12 protein-coding genes are annotated in these 21,213 nt (G+C 38.1%); all 12 read right to left on the reverse strand.

Features of this window, described 5'->3' with window-relative positions:
- Positions 1-346: 346 nt before the first annotated feature.
- The 12 genes from KMW28_RS21495 to KMW28_RS21550 all read right to left on the reverse strand — a co-directional run bounded on the left by KMW28_RS21495 (position 347) and on the right by KMW28_RS21550 (position 20,832).
- Complete coding sequence (locus KMW28_RS21495; RefSeq protein ID WP_169662312.1) at positions 347-4,408, reverse strand: hybrid sensor histidine kinase/response regulator transcription factor; 4,062 nt, start codon at positions 4,406-4,408, stop codon at positions 347-349.
- A 237-nt stretch (positions 4,409-4,645) separates the two neighbouring features.
- Positions 4,646-7,732, reverse strand: a complete 3,087-nt coding sequence (locus KMW28_RS21500; RefSeq protein WP_215585936.1) for a discoidin domain-containing protein — start codon at positions 7,730-7,732, stop codon at positions 4,646-4,648.
- 185 nt (positions 7,733-7,917) lie between these two features.
- Complete coding sequence (locus KMW28_RS21505) at positions 7,918-8,532, reverse strand: helix-turn-helix domain-containing protein (RefSeq protein ID WP_169662310.1); 615 nt, start codon at positions 8,530-8,532, stop codon at positions 7,918-7,920.
- 114 nt (positions 8,533-8,646) lie between these two features.
- Entirely contained in the window at positions 8,647-9,276 is a 630-nt protein-coding gene (locus tag KMW28_RS21510; protein WP_169662309.1) for a DUF4493 domain-containing protein, read from the reverse strand.
- An 8-nt stretch (positions 9,277-9,284) separates the two neighbouring features.
- A complete protein-coding gene (locus KMW28_RS21515) occupies positions 9,285-10,982 on the reverse strand; it encodes a DUF4493 domain-containing protein (protein WP_215585938.1) in 1,698 nt (565 codons plus the stop codon).
- A gap of 36 nt (positions 10,983-11,018) precedes the next feature.
- Complete coding sequence (locus tag KMW28_RS21520) at positions 11,019-12,827, reverse strand: arylsulfatase (protein ID WP_169662307.1); 1,809 nt, start codon at positions 12,825-12,827, stop codon at positions 11,019-11,021.
- On the reverse strand, positions 12,827-14,152 hold the full coding sequence (locus KMW28_RS21525) for a glycoside hydrolase 5 family protein (protein WP_169662306.1): 1,326 nt from the start codon (positions 14,150-14,152) through the stop codon (positions 12,827-12,829). The genes KMW28_RS21520 and KMW28_RS21525 overlap by 1 nt, the downstream gene beginning before the upstream one ends.
- Before the next feature lie 11 nt (positions 14,153-14,163).
- The gene (locus KMW28_RS21530) at positions 14,164-15,372 is read right to left on the reverse strand and encodes an AGE family epimerase/isomerase (RefSeq protein WP_169662305.1); all 1,209 of its coding nucleotides are present in this window, start codon (positions 15,370-15,372) and stop codon (positions 14,164-14,166) included.
- A gap of 124 nt (positions 15,373-15,496) precedes the next feature.
- On the reverse strand, positions 15,497-16,696 hold the full coding sequence (locus tag KMW28_RS21535) for a glycoside hydrolase family 130 protein (protein ID WP_317171197.1): 1,200 nt from the start codon (positions 16,694-16,696) through the stop codon (positions 15,497-15,499).
- A gap of 46 nt (positions 16,697-16,742) precedes the next feature.
- Positions 16,743-18,620, reverse strand: a complete 1,878-nt coding sequence (locus KMW28_RS21540; protein ID WP_169662303.1) for a sodium:solute symporter family protein — start codon at positions 18,618-18,620, stop codon at positions 16,743-16,745.
- A 14-nt stretch (positions 18,621-18,634) separates the two neighbouring features.
- Positions 18,635-19,771 (reverse strand): glycoside hydrolase family 26 protein, encoded by a 1,137-nt coding sequence (locus tag KMW28_RS21545; protein ID WP_169662302.1) that lies wholly within the window; start codon positions 19,769-19,771, stop codon positions 18,635-18,637.
- Between the two features lie 20 nt (positions 19,772-19,791).
- The gene (locus KMW28_RS21550; RefSeq protein WP_169662301.1) at positions 19,792-20,832 is read right to left on the reverse strand and encodes a nucleoside hydrolase-like domain-containing protein; all 1,041 of its coding nucleotides are present in this window, start codon (positions 20,830-20,832) and stop codon (positions 19,792-19,794) included.
- Between the last annotated feature and the right edge of the window lie 381 nt (positions 20,833-21,213).

The following is a 21,213-nucleotide window of genomic DNA, read 5'->3' on the forward strand; positions in this document are numbered from 1 at the left end:
AAAACTTAATCCTTTCTTTGTATATAGAGATTAATTCATTCAAGATTCCACATTATAATCTGTGAGTTTAGAAAAGTGTTCTCAAATCAGATCTAAAAAACTAAAGACATTGCAGGTTTAGTTGTGGAATCATACATTCATTCCGTATTGTATTGAACTAAGACCCAGCAGGGTTGAAACCCTGGGCTGGTGATAATTTTATCCGCAATGACTAAAGTCTTTACGAATTTAGACGTGGAATCCATACGTTCATTCCGTCTTGCACCCAATTAGTTAACACTTTAGTGTTGACTAATATAATTATCACCAGCCTAGGACTTGAGTCCTGGGCATATAAATAGGATTATTAGTTTTTAATCGGCTTCCTATACTGCGTCGGCGTCTGCCCAAACTGCTTCTTAAACGACTTCCTAAAATACTGAGGATCATTAAATCCCACCTCATAAGCAATTTCAGAGATGTTCAGATCAGAAGTTTTCAAAAGGTCCAATGCTTTCTGCAGACGAATATTTCTCACAAATTCCACCGGAGGCATTCCGGTCTCGGTTTTCATTTTTCGATAAAGTTGAATATTACTCATGTCCAACTCCTTCGCCAATTCTGGTATCGAAAATTCTACCTCTGATAGGTTTTTCTCAATGATGATTCTCACCTGATCTTCAAAAGAAATTTCTACTTTCTTAGGAGCCGCTTTCTTCTTCTTAGTTTCCTTCGTATCCAGCACCATAATATTTGATCTAGCCTTCAGCAACTGATGCACCCTTACATCCATATGTTTCGGCGAGAACGGTTTGGCAATAAAAGAATCTGATCCCGATTCTAAGGCTTTTATTCGCTCTTGCGTATCCGGATTTGAAGAAAGTAAGATCACAGGTGTATGTTTGGTCTTCTCTCCCAACTTAATTTTTTCTGTAAGTTGAAGCCCATCCATTCCCTCTAAATAGATTTCAGAAATAACCAAAGACGGATAGTATTTTAAGACCTTCTCATACGCCTCCAATCCGTTTTCAGCAAACATGATTTTGTACTCTTTCTCTAGAATACTACCTATATATTCTTGTATTTCTTTTGATTTTTCAACGATCAAAATCAATTCTTCTTTTTCGACTTTTTCGGCCTCTACCTTTTTCTCATCAGGTGAATCAAACTGTAGTTTTTCAGTATTCGAATACAATAACTTTGATACCAATTCAGCCGATTCGTTCTCTTTTTCCTCTAATGAGTAGAAGTCTTCATCCGATGGAATCAAAAGTGTAAATTTAGAACCAAGTGATACTTCACTTTCTACATAAATAATTCCTTTCATCACCTCAATAATTGATTTAGCGAAAGCCAAACCAATACCAGAACCAGCATCGTTTTTCGTTTTCACCTGATAAAAACGATCAAAAATACTTTCCAAATCTTCCTTCTTGATACCAATACCAGAATCTTTCACTTCGATTCTTAAATATTGTCTCGCATATTTATCAGGTTGATTGCCCTTGTACCCCACAAACTTGGCTTGAATTTCCTCAAAAGAAACTGTAGATGTCGTTACCCAAACACCTCCATTCTCTACATTGTATTTAAAGGCATTGGATAGAATGTTATACAAGACCGCTTCAAACATCACTTTATCAATAAATACAGAAGGTTGAAGTTGTTCTGAATAATTGATAGAATAATTTACATTACGCTTTTTCGCTACATGTTTAAAAGCATCAGTAGCGTCCTTAATCAGTAAATTTGATTCTTCTTGCTTGATATTTAAACGCATTTGTCCGTGCTGACTCTTGGTTAAAAACATCAGCTGATCGGTTAAACGGAGTAAACGTTGAGCATTTCTAAAGGCAATTCCTAAAGGTTCTTGCAATTCGGTTTGCACTTTATTGTTTTTGGCAATTTGCTCGATTGGTCCTAAAACTAGGGTAAGCGGAGTTCTTAATTCGTGAGATAAATTAGTGAAGAAATTGACTTTACGTTCATACTCAATCCTTTCATCTCTCATTTTAAGGTGTTCATATTTTTCTTCGTTGGCTTTGTGTACCCTACGTCTCCACCACACCATTACAAAGAGTATAATAGCCAATAAAAGAATAGCATAAACCACATAGGCATAAATCGATTTATACCAAATTGGAGTAATCGTGATATCGATAGATTTTACTTGATCACTCCATTTCCCATCTACATTCGAAGCTTTCACTTGGAAGGTATATTTTCCGGGCATCAAACCATTATACCTTACTACATGATTTTCACCCGTTGTTTCCTTCCAATCCTGATCAACTCCTTGAAGTTTATACTTAAAATTCTTCTTATCTCCCTTTGTGTAATTCAAAGTAGCCAAATAAAAAGAGAAAGAGTTTTGATCGTGATTCAATTGTAGTTTTGCTTTATTTTGAATCACATCATCTAATAAGATGTTCGTATCCACTTTTTCTCCTGGATGAATGTGTTCTCCATTTAAATAGAACATAGAGATTATTGGAAAAACATCATAAGGTGATAAACTGAAATTCTCAATGTTTAAAATATCGATCCCTTTTTCTCCTCCAAAGAGAATATTTCCTTTTGAGGTGATTTTCTTGGAGTTATTGTAAAAGCGTTCATTGGCTAAACCATCTTCTGTACTGAAACTGAAGAAGCCTTTATCATTCCACTGAAAAGCATAGGTTAAGGTGGTCCCCCAAATTGTATTATCAGCAGATTTCTCTAAACTACTGATGGTTGCTTTTAGTAATCTATTCGGTATATTCTTTTGAGAAAAATGATCTCGATCTCTCAGAAATTCAAATAAACCATTTTCTGTAGCCACCAATAATGTCTGATGATCCTTCTCTACTATATCAGCTATAAGAGAAGTGTTCATAGTAGGTGTTTTTACATTAAATTGTGATACATTGGTTACTTTATAATCCTCAGTATAATTTATTTTCCACAAGCCTTCTCCTCTTGTTCCTAACCAAATTTCCCCTTTGGCCACTGGAAAAATCTTGACAATAGGTACATTAAACAACTCCCTTACTTTTCCAGAATTTAAAGAAACAAACTTATCTTTAGAAGCATCAAAATAGGCTAAACCAGCATCCCAGCAGCCAATCCAAAAAGTATCGTCGTAATTACTCTTCACCATCGACATCACATAAGGGTTGATAATCTTATCTGACAATTGGTATTCCTTCTTTATGCGTGCTGTTTTTTCATCTAAAATATAAATGCCTTTTCCGACAGTACTTACCCAAACGTTATTATCGAAATATCTGATTTGTGAGATTTGCTCGAAACGGTGTGGGTGTTGAACATAAACACCTGTACCATCTTCGTTTTCTGATGCCTCATAAAACAGTTTTCCGTTGATGGTCCCTGCCCAAACAACACCATTATGTTCTTCAATGGTGACAACTGGATCAATCTCTTTATTGAGTAAAGGTCGAATTGGTTTTTTGTACAAATCTAAGGTATATACTCCAAAGTGAGTCCCTACCCAAAGTACTCCACTTCTATCTTCAAAGATCGTAGAGAAGCCACTTTTAGCATCAAATTCTTTGGACTTCTTTAATTTCTTCTCTTTCAAATCTATGGTAAATACATCATTTGATGTCATAAACCACAGCGTATTTTTCTTAGAAGGGGATGGAGTTAAAGATGACTTTTTATTGTTGATCAGATGAGTGACAAACTCTCCTTTCAATTCTGTATTTTCAAAACGAGTGGTGAAAATTCCTTGTTTATTTGAACACCAAATTTCATTTTCTTCCGTCTGAAAAATGGAATACACTCCTTTATAATCCGTTCCTTCCAGCAATGAAATTTCTTCGGTTTTAATATCCATACAAGCCAACCCTTGCATCGTACCAAACCAAACGAATCCATTTTTATCGTAATGCACAGAAACAACCAAGTCTTGGAAAACCTGAATATCGAATAAGTCACCAAAATCTCTTTGGGTATAAGCTTTGAATAATTTCTCGTTGATGTTGTAGTAGGCTAAACCATTCCCTTGTGTACCAATCCAAATATTACCTAAATTATCTTCATCAAAAGAAGTAATACGCTTGATGTTTAACGTTCTTGCAGACTCAGAATCTTGAGTTAAATGTTGAAAGGAATCTGTCTTCTTATCGTAAATAAAAATGCCATTATTATCAGTACCAATCCATATCTTGCCATTGGAATGTTCCATAATAGCAGAGATCTTTTTGTCCAATAATGGTTGATAATTTCTTTCACCAAATACCGTTAATTCATACCCATCGTACTTGTATAAACCATCCCAAGTTGCAAACCACATGTATCCTTCTTTGTCTTGAAGTATATTGGTCACAGAACCCGAAAAATTAGGTAATTTATTTGGAGTACAATAGGCTAAAATTGAACATAACAAGAACAGATAAGTTAGTATATACTTGAAAAATTTAGCCATAAATCGTAGTGTTCGTCTTATTTATTTCATACAAAATAATACTTGCAAAATACAAAATTATCCTATCAATAAGAAGACGAAAAATCACTTATTTAGGGCAAATGAAAGGTTTTCAATGATTTTCTTCATTTTCTAATCAAGAAAATCTACACTATAGTCCACTTCTTTTTAGGGGGCATCAATTATTAGAAAAAGAATGCGAGACCTTCGCCCCGCATTCAAAAGTAAAGTTGGAATTTATCTCACTCTTAGTCGTAAATTTTTCACGCCATTAAGAGTGTAAACTTTCACTAAATAAATACCTGAACCTAATTCTGATATATCTATATTTTTTTGGTTTGAACTGATTAAAGCAACACCCTTCATATCATAGATTGTTAGCGATTGGAAGTGATCCGATTTCACAGTAAATGCTGTGGTTGCCGGGTTGGGATAAAGGACAACTTCGGCTAGAGTTTCACTCGGTTCAATGGATACCACTCTAGTATTTGATACACCACCCGTGCTTAAGTAATCAAAGTACATATATCCCCAATGCTTTGTGATCGTTAGCGTGTTATTCCCCTCCACAAGATCAACGGTCAGCGATTTTTCTAACCATGTATTTATTGGGCCATCAAAAGGAATACTGCCAAGAGAATTTCCGTTCAGACTTACATACTGATCCTTACTTCCATAAGGTAATAAATAGCCAATTTTTATGGTTTGTGTTCCAGCAGATACCGCATTAAATGTCCAAGAAATAGTACCATTTCCTTCCATATTCACGTAAGCACCCTCACTTGCTGTAGCATCTGAAGCAACTGTAACAGAAGTTAAAGCAGCATTTTCGGCTTCAAAAATTTGAGGTCCAAAACTACCATCATCAACAATAACCCTTACATTATCTGTACTGCTCACCCCAAGGTTATTGGTGACCGTTAATGTAATCGTATGAATTCCCACACCTAAAGGAACATTTGCAGTTGCTCCAGAAGCAAGAGACACTCCATTTTCACTCCACTCGTAAGAAGTAATAGTTTGTTCAGAATCTGTGGAAGCGGTACCATCTAATGTGATCGTTTCCACTCCGTCTCCATCGCTATCGCTTACAAATTGATCTTCTCCCGCATTGGCTGATATCGATTTTGGTACATCTCCGTATACCTCAAACTCATAAATAGAATGTCCCCACTCAATGGCTCTTTGTTTACCATACATTCTGATATGTTTCGCGTTGACAGCAGGGAAAGTGATAATATCTTCACCACCTCTGCCATCGTTATTGGTATATACAGTGTTCCAAGACACAGCATCTTGCGATACCTGAATTTCGTACTGAGAACTGTAAGATCCTTCCCAATATAGCCTCACTTCATTCACTGAATATTCCTGATCGAAGGCAATGGCAATCCAACTTGGATCTACGTACAAACTCGACCATCTTGTTAATTGATCTCCATCATTTACACTAGCAGCAGTATTTGGACCTTCTTCTACAGAAGATGCTGAAGTTGACTGATATAAAGCAAGATTTCCTGTCCCCGGTTCTTTGACGCTGACGATGAAATCATACGATCTAGAAGTCGCAGGTGTTCCCGAATCTGTTGCTGTAATGCTGACCGTCACATCTCCCGTGGCTTCCTCGGCAAATGCCAAAGATAAAAAGCCGTTAATCACTGATGGAATCACTACGTTTTGAGGAGAAGTTTCCACAGAAAATTGTAATGCGGTGCCTTCTGGATCTGAAAATACAGTGTTTAAATCAACATAATTAACTAACGGGTTTGAGTTTTTATCGATTCTGAAATTATTGATTTCACCAATTAGCGTTGGTCTATGGTTTCTATCTGGATCAATAGCAATTTCAGGATAACCATCAATCGTTTTGATGCCATCAAGCATATCATCTCTATGCATTTCATCTGTGTTATCTCCGTCGTCGTACGTTCTGTACTGCCATCCCCAAGCACCTGCATATCCATTGTTATATAAAATGGGAAACAAATCTTCTTTGGCAATTGATCCGGGTTGGTTTTCCACATAAAACTCACCGATCACCAAAGGTTTATCAAGTTCCCAATGGGAAGCAGGATGTACAAAAGGAGAATAAGTAGTGCCAGCCCAACTGTAATAATGCACCTGATAGTAATCCAAAATACCATCTGCATCTCCACCTGCCGCGATCAGTTCTGCATCTGAATAATAGTTTTTTTCTACTCCTGAGAAAATATCGGAATTTGCTTTAAACGACCAAGAACCGTTGGTAACCAACGCAGCAGGATCTGCTCTATGGATAGCACCCGAAAGTCTATTGACAAATCTCTGAATCACAGACATCGGAACATGATCCGTAAAGTCCCAACCAAATTCGTTACTCATTCCTTCGGGCTCATTGAAAACCTCCCACGATAATAATGCTTCGTGGTCTTTCAAACCATTCACCATCGGTATCAAAGCATTGTTGATGTAAGCATCAATATTTTCTTCTTCTTCCAATAGTTTTCTAGCTCTTTGAGATACCTCGATGGGATAATCTCTTGTGTTCAACATATCAAACGACCATAAACATAGATTCAATACCACATTGTGATCATAGGCAATATCCAAAACATCTCTCAAATCTTGAATCATCGATGGTTCAAGTCCTGAAGTGTAGCCGTTGGCATCTAACTCAGGGTTGTTGGCTCCATTGATATGCACCCAAAGTCTCATCGAGTTTCCGCCTCTAGTGGCAAAATCAGAAATGGCTTGCTCGAAGTAATCCAGATTAGTGGTTTTTTCACCGAAGTCATTGGCAAAATTGTACCATGCTAAATTTCCTCCCGATAAGAAAACCGACTGATCACCCACCCCAATTCTATTCATTTGGGTGGTATTAAAAGGTTGAACAATCACAAGTACAGTTGTGCTTCCTTTTGCTCCTTGATCATCGGTAACAGTAAGTTCAATGTTGTGTGTTCCCACTGCAAAATCTTCTGTAATTGTTTCTCCTGTACCTAATTCGATACCGTCCTCAGACCACACAAACGATACAATTGTACCGTCTGCTGTACTACCACTCCCATCCAAAGTAATCGATTCTACACCGTCTCCATCTGTATCAATGACTGTTTGGTTTGCACCTGCATTGGCAATAGGATTACCCGGAGTAGGATTTTCTCCACCACCCGATCCATCTGGAACACATTTATAGGTGGGCCATCCTTCGCATACATATCCTGGAGGACAGTGATCATTAGAAGAGCAACTAATTTCAGAATTAGTGTTTTGAGCTTGTATCAAAGAGATACTTGACCCGCAAAGAAAAAGTGTTAGCGTTAACACCTTTAGGATGCTATACATCCTGTTCGACTCATACATCATAGTAAAAAAATATTAGTAATAATTCGAAACAAAACTCTGCAGATCAACCGCCCAAAAGGTGTATTTTTTTAATGAAATGGGAGACTTTTAAAAAAGTACACCTAAAAAAATAGAGCCACATAATTTATGCGACTCTATCATCAACTGAAATGAAATGTTATTCTCTAACTGTTCAATACTTGTCCAATTGTGTTTAGTTTATTATGAAATTTTCGATATTGAGTTGGGGTCATTTTATTTGATTTTCGAAAGGATTTACTAAAATATTTTGGATCAGAATAGCCTATTTTGTAGGCAATTTCTGAGATGTTTAAAGTGGTGGTTTCCAATAATTCTTTGGCCTTTCGTATTCTTTCCTTTTTAATGTAATCGACTACCGTTGTTCCCTTTGTGTTTTTGAAAATGTTCAGTAAAACGGGTCGACTTACCCCAATCTCTTTTTCGATATCACTTACACTTAGGTGGGCATCAAATAGCCTCCCTTGTATTAATTCTTCTACTTTTTTAAGGATGATGACTTCCTTTTCCACTTTTTCCTTTTTGACAAAAGCAGTTACATTTTCGTTATGTCTATCAGGTATTTCAAACTTATACCTTGATGCTACCCCTAAGCATAATATCAGCAGGAGAATGATTAACTGATAGATATTTATTTCGCTGGTTTCCATTACTTTTAGTTCCATCATTCCAAAAAGCACCGATAGTACTAACATGGAAAATAGAAATAAGTTCGTAGGTCGAAATAGTAGATTTGATATAGCTAGTAGATTTCGTTTCATACTCTTGATTTTTAGTTTACCTAATTTGATATCTGAAACAGACATCCATTTTATTTAAATGTTAGTAATGCCCTTCCTGAGTGAAGGAGGAAGGGCAAGCAGGGTTTCTCCAAACTAATAGGAGATATTTATGGTATATTCTGTCTTTTCTTCCAAGCCAGAAAGTACTTGTTTACTACTTAAAATAGTACCATACATTTCTTCGATGGTCGTTTCCAAGACTATAGCAGATCGCTCTACGTACACTTTGTTACTTGTAGAAGCATCGATCGTTACTTTATCGTGGGCGGTATGGATTTCTGTAGCGTAAGACTTTGCATCATTTTTCACTTTATCATCAAATACTATGGTGAGTAGCATATGTTTTAAAGTGCAGGTTACGCTAACGTCTGTGGTCTTCCCACTTTCAATGATAAAATCATTTTCTCCATAATAATAAGGAGCATCAAAAGTGATGAACGGCATTTCCTCTTGGTTGAAAATCTGTACTTGATACTCGCCTACGGCTAATGATATACTTTCTGGAGCATCAGATAATTTCTCAAAAGAAAGCACTGTTTCTCCTTCTGTATTTTTTATTATAACTCCATAATCGTCCGCACTTTCTGATGTTCGTTGGTTAGAAGAAGTATGTAAAACCAACTGTCCTGTGGCTACCTTTTCGGCCTCATCTTCTGATGTCGTACAGCTAATAATCAATAACCCGATCAACGCTGCAATGATATTTCTATTCCAATGTTTCATTCTCTTGATTAGTTAATTACTGATACTTTTTTCGCTGTATTTTTTAGACCATTCACATCGTTCACGATGCCACTTCCCCAATCGGATAAAGTGGTTCCTTCCCAATCGGTCGATAGATCGAGGTATTCTACACCTCCCGAATTTCCTTTCCAAGACCAAGCGTACCAACCTAATCCTAAACGTTCGCATTCCGATAAAATATGTGTATATGGAATCTGAATCGGGTTATCTGCCGTTCCACCATGTTGGAAACCAAATTCTCCCACAATAAGAGGTAACTTCATATCGACTGCCTTTTCTAAGTTGGTCGTAATTGTCGATTCGTTTCTATAATTCTCGTACATGTGCACCGAGAATAAGATATTTTTCTGAGGGTCGTGATTTAAGATTTCCTGACCATAATCGAAGATAGGTGTCATGTCTTGTCCCCATCCGCTTCCGTCGATAACGATCGTATGTTTTAAACCTGCATTTCGCATCATAGTGATGGCCTCTATGTAAGCATCTCTATAAATCGTATCCTTTCCACTCCATTCGTTGGCGATGTTTATCAGAAGCACACTTTCGTATTCTTTCATGACTGAAAGGATATCTGGACGAACATAGAATTCGGCCATTTTTAGAAGGTTTTCTTTGCTTTCATCACCAGTTACATCATGCAATTCGATCATTGGCACCAAACCTAAACGTAAAGCTTCATCGAACATACGTTTTAAGGTCGTCGCCTCCTCAATGTCACTCCAGCTATTCGACTGATAGTTGGTTTGCCATACCATTCTCACAGAGTTTGAATAATAAGCCGCGATTGGAGAAAGCGCATCGAAAGCATAATGTCTATTGCCGCTATCAAACCAGAAATGGGCATTGTTGACTCCTCTTGGAATGAATTCCATACCATTAGAATCATATAATTTTCCTTCCTTGATAAAGAAACCAATAGACGTATTGTAATCCGGTCGAGCCTCTCCTTGAATTGGAGTCACGATAATCGAATGCTCCCCACCATCCACTAAAGAAGTATCGACAGTTACGACAATTTTTCCAGAACCGCTTTCTACATCTACAGTGACTTTGTAGTGGGTTTGAGGTTGGATATTTTCAATCACAAACTCCACATTCTGCAATGCAGCACCTGTTCCAACGGTCGACTTTACCGTCAGATTCCCACTCGCTCTAAAGTAGGCTGCTCTCGTTTCTTCTTTCTCAAAACTCAATTCTCCAAAAGAAGATTTTACAATAGATGAGTAATCGCTAAACTGATTTTTTACTAAATCGCTATACTCCACCGTCACCTTCGTATTCTGAAGTTTACACTCCAAAGTGGTCGAAGTAAGTTGAGCAGTCTCAATGGCAAAATCATCTGATGTACCTCCATATTGAGGGTCTTCGAATCCAAATTGATTGGTCGAATTACTCGAACCCACTGCTTTATACACTCCAGATGTCAATTCAATTTCCTCTGGAATACTCGATGATGAAGCGTATTCTTCTACGGTTTGACCATCGCTATCTACAATGGAAATTTTCACATCATTTGTCGATAATTTTCTGGCATTGGCCACTTCATCCACCGACTGATTGATGTTGACAGTCAAAGACAATTTTCCCTTTCCTCCCTCTTCTTCCACTAATGGAGAATCGTTCGAAGAACATCCTGTTATACAAAAAAGTAACAGTAGTAAGTTAGTAATCATGTTTAATTTCATAGTCATAATTGTAGTGAATCCTATACTAGAAGGTGACTATTGTGCTGTCACCTTTCTTGTTTCTATTTCTTTTATTTCTAAAATCCCTTTTCCTTTCTTTTTGATGATCAAGCTGGCTGTGGTTTGATCGATCGATGGCAAAGTGATGCTTCCTAAATCCAATATTCCCCAAGTCTGTTCCTTGGCTTCTTGCTCCCTCATTACCCTGTCTGGAGTGGGCAATGCCTTCGGAATAAAATCTTGATGAATGGTAGCAGACAATACTTTATCCCCTATTATAAACTCCATTTCAGAGCCTATAATGTCAATTCCTGCATATTTCAACTTCACATTAAATGTCGAAGGTTGTATCACTTGCACGGGCCATTGCACTTCTGCCTCCCCTTTTACTTGATACCAATCGTGTGCCCAACCATTCACGTTCGCCTTAAAAGCCAAATCACCTTTTCCATTACTTTCGTGAGCCGCCAAAACTACTCTCGGACTTTCTGTATACCCCATCGGAATCTTCAAATCAGAAAACCCAGCAGACGTTACGTCTTTGTACCAATTCTCAAAAGCTGTTTTGAGTTCTTGCGTCTTTTCTGGTAACTGATCTTTGAGATTATTTTTTTCTGATGGATCCTCTTTCAAATTATACAATCCAACATCGCCATATTCTGTAGTGAATCGATAATCCCCTTGTCGCACTGCCCCTCGATCGGCAGTAATCTCGAAGTTAGTCATGTGGGTGTATAAATTCCTTTCGCCCAAATCATCTGATGTACCCATCAAGTAGTTACTTAAATCCATACCGTCGAACTGTATGTTTTCTGGTTTTTCAATACCTGCCAATCCCATTAATGTCGGCATCAAATCGATATGAGCCGTCAGACTACTTTTCGATGAGTTAGGAATGTGCCCCTTCCACTGAATCGCACAAGGCACCAAAGTTCCCCCTTCGTGCACCGATGTTTTTCCACCTCTCCAAGGACCATTGTAACGAGCACCTTGTGGACCATTATCCGAAAGGAAAACCACGATGGTATTTTTTTCCAACTCCTGATCTTTTAGGTGTTGCATCAACTTACCAAGGTTGTCGTCGATGTTCTCGCACATACCATAGATGGTCGCAATTTTTTTATTTTGTTTTTTATCGTACCCAAAATCAATATCCTTGTACTTATCAAAATATTTATCAGGCACTTGATAAGGAGTATGAGGAGCGTTTAAAGGAACAAATGCCAGGAAAGGTTCGTCTTTGTGAGCATCAATAAATTGGATGGTTTCGTCCATCAATACATCGGTGATGAAGCCTTTTGTTGGTTTCATTTCTCCATTGTATTCCAATTCCGTATCAAAGTAATTGCTCCAATGCCCTGATGTAAAACCGAGGAAAGTATCGAAGCCTTGTCCTTGAGGATTTTCGGGGTAATGTGCTCCATTGTGCCATTTCCCAAAGCATCCCGTGGCATAGCCGGCTTCCTTGAAAACCTCTGCGATAGTCACCTCTTCCGATCTCATATTTTCTCTACCTCTTGTCACAAAAGAAACGCCTGTTCTCAGGTGATATCGACCCGTTAATACACTTGCACGAGTAGGTGCGCAAACAGGACTCACATAAAATTTATCCAATACCGCACCTTCCTCTGTCATCTTATCGAAATGAGGTGTTTTAAGGTACTCATTTCCGGTGTGCGAAAAGTCTCCCCAACCCTGGTCGTCTGTAAGAATAACGATCACGTTCGGAGGTCTTTGTGTTTGCTCTTGCACCACTTTAGCGGTACAAGAAGCAAACAGAAGACTACACACAACACAAATAAGTGCGTTTCCTTTTAGTGAGTATATTTTATTGAATTTCTCCATTATTCTTCCACATTTTCTGCCATCACTTCTGTAGAAATTCCTTGCATTTTTTGAGCATATTGAAGGATCACTTGCTGTGTACTTTTATCCTTATCGTAGACACCATACCAACCCTGAGGTTCGTGAGGAGGATCTCCCAAGAAATCGTCTCCTTTTTGCCAAAATTCTTTTGGTGCTCTTGGTCTTCCCTCACCAGAATAAGCCCAGAAATTCATTCCATAAATTGGTGCTCCTTCTTTGGCCAATTGGTATACTTGATCGAAGACAAAGCCGTAATATTTATCGCGCCATTGGGTCGTTGCTGTTGGAGAGTAATCGTCGTTATCTCTGGCAATACCAAACTCTTCCAATACCGCCGGCTTACCCAACGTTTTGGCATCGTTTACATGTTTCGTCAAGTATTCTACTACTTTCTTCTCGGTGTTATCAAATTCTTCTGCTGCGTTTGCAGGATTGTACCATCCCCAGTTTTGTGCCCAGATGTGAATCGTTACATAATCGATATCATCAAAAGCATTGTCTTTTAATAAATTGATGCCCGCATCCGGCCCGGGAGAATCACCTTCCGATCCCAAAGAAACCAAGTGATTTGGATCCATCGATTTAATCAACCCTGCCGTCTTTTTAATCCATTGATGATACTCCGATACTTCTGAATATCCCCTTGGTTCGTTAGTCAATTGCCAAGACATGATGGTTGGATCCTCTGTATATTTTAATCCCGAAATACTGTTTGTTCTTCCAACGACTACTTTTAAATGATCTTCAAACATTTTAGAAGCCTTTTCGTTGGCGTAAAATTGCTTGGAGTAATCGGTAAATTTATTCCACTCTTTAGAAATCTGAGGATATGGAATGGCACCTTTTCCTGCCCATTGTAAATACTGAGGCATACCTCCCGACCATGTCCAGAAATTGTTCAAAACCATTACGGCTTTCATGTCTCTTTTCTTCATTTCATCCAACAAGAAATCGAGACCTACAAACACCTCTTCGTTGTATTTGCCGGGTGCTGTTTGCATTGTAGGATGTACTTGGAATTCCTGATTTTCGTCTCCTTCAGAAGAAGCCAAAATTCTGAGGTTGGTAATTCCCATGGCTTTCATCTGATCCAACTCTCTGAGTAAACGATTTCGGTCGCCATTTTCCATACCGATGTTCATTCCGTACCAATAGTTTGCTCCCATAAAGTAATAGGGTGATCCGTCCAACATCAAGCGGTCGGATTCGACAGTAACGAAGTTCGTTTTTGATACTTGTTCCTGAGTCGATTTCACACAGGAAGTAGAAAATAAGAGTATCGCTAGTCCTATAAGTAATTTCATTCTATTCATTTCTATATTGTTGTTTTTGCTAATCTTTCAAATCTTCTGATCCCCTCTAAACAGGCTCTACCGTTATGATAAGGGGCTTTCCAAGGACCTACTTTATCCTCTTCTAAATTAGGAACATTGTTTTCGTCTACTCTCCACCACCATTCTCCATGGGCAATATTGACGATATTTTCCATAGTATATTCCCAAAGCTTTAAAGCTACTTCATAATACTTTTCGTCGCCCGTATTTTCGTAGGAATTGATGAAACCAACCATGGCTTCGACCTGTGGCCACCAATGTCTATCGGTATCCGTAATGCCTTCGGGATTTCCTTCGTTCACAATGGCTCCATCTTCTGCTATCCCTTCGGCTATTGTCACATCGGCAATTTTGTTGGCCGCTAATTTTACTCTTTCCAATAAAGTGATATCACCTAAAGCCTCTGCCGCTTCTTGTATTAACCACGCTCCTTCGATATCATGACCATAACTTATTTCGTCTGATTTCAACTGCCAGTTTTCATCAAAAAACAGTTTGAAATGATAGGTCTCCGTGTCTAATATTTGATCCAAGAAAAGGGTAATCAAATTATGTAATTGATGTCCAACTCTTGCATTCTTCGTCGCTTTGTAAAGTGTTGTATAGGCTTCTAAAATATGAAGGTGAGTATTATTCGTTTTCTTTTCATTCTTGTCTTTATCACTTAATCTTAGATCCTCCAATAACACCCAATCTTTAGAATACGCCTCGAAGTAACCATTCAGTTTTTGATCAAAAGCATGTTCTTCGATTTTATCAAAAATATCCATAGCCAATTGAAGTGGAGCATCTGTTCTTTTGGCCATTGCATATTCAGCAAAAGCATAGATAACGAAAGCATTGGCGTAGACTTGCTTCTTGCTATCGACCACTTCTCCTCTATAATTCACCATCCAAAATACGCCCCCTTTCTCCTTATCCAAGAAATGATTGACGATGTAATCGTAAGCGTAGTCACATATCTCTAAGTACTTTTTGTCTTTCAATTGATTGTAAGCGGCAGCAAACGTCCATAAGATTCTTGCATGCATAATCGCTCCTTTATCGGCGTTTTCAATCACTTGATTATCGTAGGTGATTTGACCGAAGAATCCTCCATTTTTGGTATCGATAGTATGCTCCATCCAATACGCTAGGATGCCTTCTTGGAGTTCTTTTTTTAGTGATATTTCGAATGATTTTGTGTTCATATAGAGTAGTATTTTTAGTTGTCCTTACTTTGGTGATCCCATGATTGAAATCATGGGTTGTTGGAGTAGAAATCTAAGCAGATTGAAGTCTGCTTAGATTTTGGTTTCAGCTCTTCTACACCGTCTACCTGTTCGGTACAATCATCCCCAACTCTTCCATCATCTTCTCATTCTTTTCTACCATGTCATGAATAGTCTGAACTGATGTTACTGAACGATATCCATCTTCTGGAGTGTTCTTGCAATAATCTACCAACTGATCAATCGTTGAGGTCGCTACATGCATTCTAGTATCTGATGATGCATAGTAAATTTTCACCTCACCATTGTCGTCTGCAATCCAGCCATTAGCAAATGCTACATTAGAAACATCACCTACTCTTTCATCACCTAGCGGAGCTATAAAATGACCTGCCGGACGATGCGTTACTTTTGTTGGATCTTCCAAAGAAGTCATGAACATGTAAAGAACATAGCGTAAGCCAGCTGCAGTGTTTCTTACGCCATGTGCCAAGTGCAACCAACCCTCCGATGTCTTAATTGGAGCTGGCCCCTGACCGTTCTTCACCTCTTTTATGGTATGGTAAATTTTAGGCTCAATCACCACTTCTTTTTTCACTTCCGCATTTTCCATTGAATCCGTCAAGCCCCAAGCGATACCGCCACCAGAACCAGTATCGATAAAGCCGTCTTGTGGTCTTGTGTATAGTGCATATTTACCATCAACAAACTCGGGGTGAAGTACTACGTTTCTTTGTTGTCCCGAGTAAGAAATTAAATCGGGTAAACGTTGGAAATTCACAAGGTCTTTTGTTCTTACGATACCTGCCGCTGCTACTGCCGAAGAGGTATCTCCTTCAGGTACATTGGGATCTTTTCTTTCTGTACAGAAAATACCATAAATCCAACCATCTTCGTGCTGTGTTAGACGCATATCGTACACGTTGGTATCTGCCTCATCTGTCTCTGGCATTAGAACAGGTTTGTCCCAGAATCTGAAATTATCGATGCCGTTATCACTTTCTGCCACAGCGAAGAATGACTTTCTATCTACTCCTTCCACTCTCACCATCAATACATATTTCCCATTAAATTTGATGGCCCCTGCATTGAATGTTGCATTCATGCCAATGCGTTCTTGCAAATGAGGATTGCTCTCTTCATTTAAATCAAATCGCCAATAAATCGGCGTATGTTCTGCCGTTAAAATGGGGTTTTGATACTTGGTAAAAATGCCGTTATATTTTGATGAAGCTTCATTCTTTTTCGATAATAAAACCTCTTGTTTTTCGATGAGTTGGATTACTTTCTCTTTGAAATTCATTGCCATATTATTTACTGTGCCAAAGCACGATTTGTCGTTTTTTTAATTATTCTGCTAATGCAGGCTCTTGTACTTTTTCTGGAACCTTCTTCGGATCTTCCGGTAATTTATCGTACCAGTTTTTCTTCAAGATTAAAGTGGTGATGATCAAAACAGCGGCTGTCGATAGTATGCCCATTTCTTCTTTGATCACGATGTATAATGGAAGTAATGTTAGGGTGGCTTGCCATACGATACCCGTTACCACGTTAAACATATCCTTTTTAAAGTCCTTGTTCCCTTCAAAAGTGGGATCGGTAGCCATTACTTTCTTCTTGATAGGCCCCCAGAATCCCCAAGGTTTTACCGTTTTATAGAAGTTGACCAACGTTTTCTCTTCTGTTGCTGGCGTTAATAATGTTCCGGCTACACAACCAACTAAGGATACCAAGAACAATAACGGGAAGTAGTACAATTCCAAGGTCTGCTTAAATACTAATGGGAAGATCATAGAAGCTGCTATACCTGCTGCCATTCCCCAGAAGAAACCGTGACCATTAAATCTCCACCAGTGCCATTTTAAGAAGTTGGCTGCGATGTATCCACCGTAAAGTGCTGATACGATCCACTGTAGAACGGAGTTGATATTTTCTACATACAAACCAATGATTGTACTGATGACCACAACAGCTGCTGAAATAATATAACTCGCTCTCATTTGTAGTTTTCCACTTGCCTTAGGGTTGATATATCTCAAATAAATATCATTTACTAAGTAGGCTGGAGCGGCATTTACTGTGGATGCGAATGTCGACATAAAAGCAGCTAATAGACCTGCGAGTAACAATCCCATCAATCCTGAAGGAACAAACTCTTTGATTGCCATTGGTAGGATATTTTCGAAATCAAATCCTGTTCCTGCTTGGTTGATATCTCCACTGAAATACACCACGGCAAGAATGGTAAATCCACCGATCATCAAATATCTTGGGAGGAACATAACTGCCGATACAAAACCACTCATCTTTGCGGCTTCTTTAGGTGACTTTGTCGACAAGATTTTTTGCATATCAAAGTTAGGTGCTGGACCTGCCATCGATGCGAAGAATCCTTTAAACAACATCATCATAAAAAAGATAGAGAATGGAGTAAATCCGTCGTTTCCAATCTTATCGTTTACGGATGGAATGTAAGCCGACCAATCCATGTCTAAATCGTAACTAAACAATGGAGAATCCCATCCTTCTGGAACCATAGCCATTAAGGTATTGGAATCCACTTGTGTCATGGCAATTCCGGCAATGACAATGGCTGAAACCGTCATGATGCCGAATTGTAAAACGTCTGTCCAAACTATCGACAGCATACCGCCCATTACCACGTAGAAAGTAGCAATTGTTGTAAATAAAATACCGTAAACATAAGGTACTTGCTCTGGGGCTAAATCAAATGGCATGAACTGACCAACATACGACCAAGGAATAAATATTTCTATGAATTTACCGATACCGATAAATCCGTAAGATAAGAATCCAAGGCAACTTAATATTGCGAAGAAGACCACAATCATATGCGATAACTTTCCTCCTGTTCCATCACCGAAACGTGTTCTAATCCATTCAGCACCTGTCAATACATTCGATCTTCTTAGCCAAATCGACAAATAGATCATTAAAAACACCTGGTTAAAAACCGGCCAAAGCCAAGGGATCCAAACACTTTTTAAACCATAAACAAAGCATAAATATACCATCCACATGGTGCCGGAGATATCAAACATTCCGGAAGCATTGGATAACCCGAGCATGTACCACGGTAAAGAATTTCCTCCGAGGAAATAAGATTCCATGTTTTTGGAGGCCTGTTTTTTAAGATATATACCGATCACTACTGTAGACAGTAAGTAAAGCCCAATAATGATCAGATCTAATAATTCTAGTTGCATAATGAGTTTGTTAATTAATTCACTTTCATATTCATCAAATCAGACTCAAAGAGAATGCTCGGATCTTCTTTGAATTTGATAAAGTCTTTGGCAGAAGAGTGGCCTTTGTAAGGCACATAAAAATGATCTCTCTGCTCTTTTTGATAGTTGGCGTTTCTCCAAAGCATCACATAAGCGGCTTTCTTCGTCCATTCATTGTGATTCAGCTTGTCCAATAACTTGGTGGTAAAAAACTGATCGTCTGTAACCGCTTCTAAACCAGATTCTGTAAACGCACAGATTTTATTCTTTTGTTGGGCCAATTTGGCTACCGTTTCCAATTCTCTAATGACCCATTGCTCTCTTTCTGGAGTAGCGTTAGCACGGTAGGCACCGTAATCATCAAATCCTAAAACATCAACATATTTGTCGCCAGGATAACGCTCTAAATAACTTTCTTCAGAATCGAAGGCATCTGTAGAATACACATAAATGATGTTATGAATTCCTTTTTCATCTCTTAAATATTCCACTGTGAATTGCCAAAGTTTCTTGTAATCTTTGATCTCCACATTCTTTCCTCCCCACCAAAACCATGAGCCATTGTGCTCATGCCATGGTCTAAATAATACTGGAATTTTCTTACCTTCTAATTCTAGGTCATCAACAAATTCGGCAAACAAGTCTAGCTTATTAATAAAGTCTTGGCGGTACTTTCCTCCCTTCATCATTTCGTGAAGTACTCTTGTGGTATCCCAAGAACTGCTATTTTCTTTTAAGTTGATCATGTGCCAACTCAAAGTGGTAATGCCTCCCCTCGAATACGACTCTTTGATATATCTTTTGATGTCCTCGAAAGGAACACCATCTAAGTTTTTTTCCTCTCCAATATGTCCCATATCCCAACCATAAAGGCCAGGGTAATCTCCTGTCACATTCTTTACATCCGATCCATTGCCCCACCAATGATACCCATAAGCCAAGTCGTCTTGATGTCCAAAAATTGTTTTTCCACTTTCGCTCACTTGATGTAATTGCTCGTATAATGCTACCGTCTCCTTCGTTGCTTTCTTATCATTTAGCTTTGGTGTCTTTGCCTTATCTTCGGCTGTTCCAAAGTTTAGTGTGAGAAGTCCTATAAGAAAAGAAGCTGCTACTAATCTCTTTCTCATTGTCTTAATTATTAAAAAATTTATTCTGAAGGCACATAAGTGTTATTGTAAAGCTGATCTAGATTCATCAGAAGAGAGGAGAACATATCTTCTCTTCTGGAAACGATCACCGATTTCCTTTCCAATAATACTTGGTCGGCCAACTCCCATGATTGACATGGCTTTTTGTAATTCCATTTCTTTGTTTCTGCTCTATCGATCCAATATTGAGGTCTTTCTACAGGAAAAGGTTTAATGTAGTTTCCTGTCCACCCACCAAACTCAGGATGATTTCGATGAATATTCGGATCTAAGAGGTACATAATGGGTAATGCTTCGTCGAGTACTAATTTCTGTTGAGTGCTTTTCGAAAGATAATTTCCTAAAGCACCAAACTGCTGCACTTCGCTAAACATTTGTTTGGGCAGGTTCCCTTCCGAGATCCCTTTATAGGCCCAATCGTTTTCGATCCACCATAGATTTTTAAATCTTTCGAAAACTTCTGTTCTGCCCCATCCATTCCAATTAAGGTTTCCACAAACATCTTCGTCTGGAGATTTAATTCCCGAACCGATGGTAATTAACCTTATTTTCTGCTCGATATCTGGAGCAAGAAATAAAGCTTCTTTAATCAGTTTCATGTCGCCCAACACTAAGATGTATAAAGGGTGATCGTCTTCTTTTCTTGCGGTTCGAATAATAGTATTCGTTGCTTCATCAAGATTATTAATGACTTTACCCGATAATTCTTGTGGTGTTGGATAAGCATTGGTTTGAAACCCATAATTGTTATTTCCATAATCCGAGGAATACTGATCTAGAATGTCATCCAATCTATTTCTGCTCTCATCATCATTTTGACTGGCAATTATTGATTCAACTCTAACAATATTAGAGTGCCATAACAAATAGATAAGGGCATGTTCGTCTGCCTCAAAAAATGGAGTGGTATTGATATCGGTAATGACCATCAGTCTGGATCTCTCTAATCCAGTAGCATGATGCTGTTGAATCTCTTTGGAACAAGCACTCATTCCATAAAGGGATAAAAATAACAACACTATGTAGTATATATTCTTCATATAAATCTCTGATGTGTTACCTGATTTTCAATATCATGTTTCAAATGTACATCAAACACCTATGGAGGGATATGGAGTTTTTTATTTTATATGATGACAGCCATTTGACATATAGACAGAAATAGCTATTTAAAAAGTGGTACTTTTTTTACACAATCATCAATTAAACATATATTAAGGTAGTTTTTAGGAGTATTATTTTTTCAATTCTATGGTAAGAAATAGGAGAAATATGTTTCAAAAAAAAGTCATTTTCATCAAAATAAAATCGATGTACCATTTGTTAAATTATCGGGATATTTTAATTTTTTCCACTTTTTGTTCCATATTGATTAAACAATGAAGATGAATTACAAACTACAATGACAATGACTACGAAGA

The sequence above is a fragment of the Flammeovirga yaeyamensis genome (assembly GCF_018736045.1).
Taxonomy (GTDB): Bacteria; Bacteroidota; Bacteroidia; order Cytophagales; family Flammeovirgaceae; genus Flammeovirga; species Flammeovirga yaeyamensis.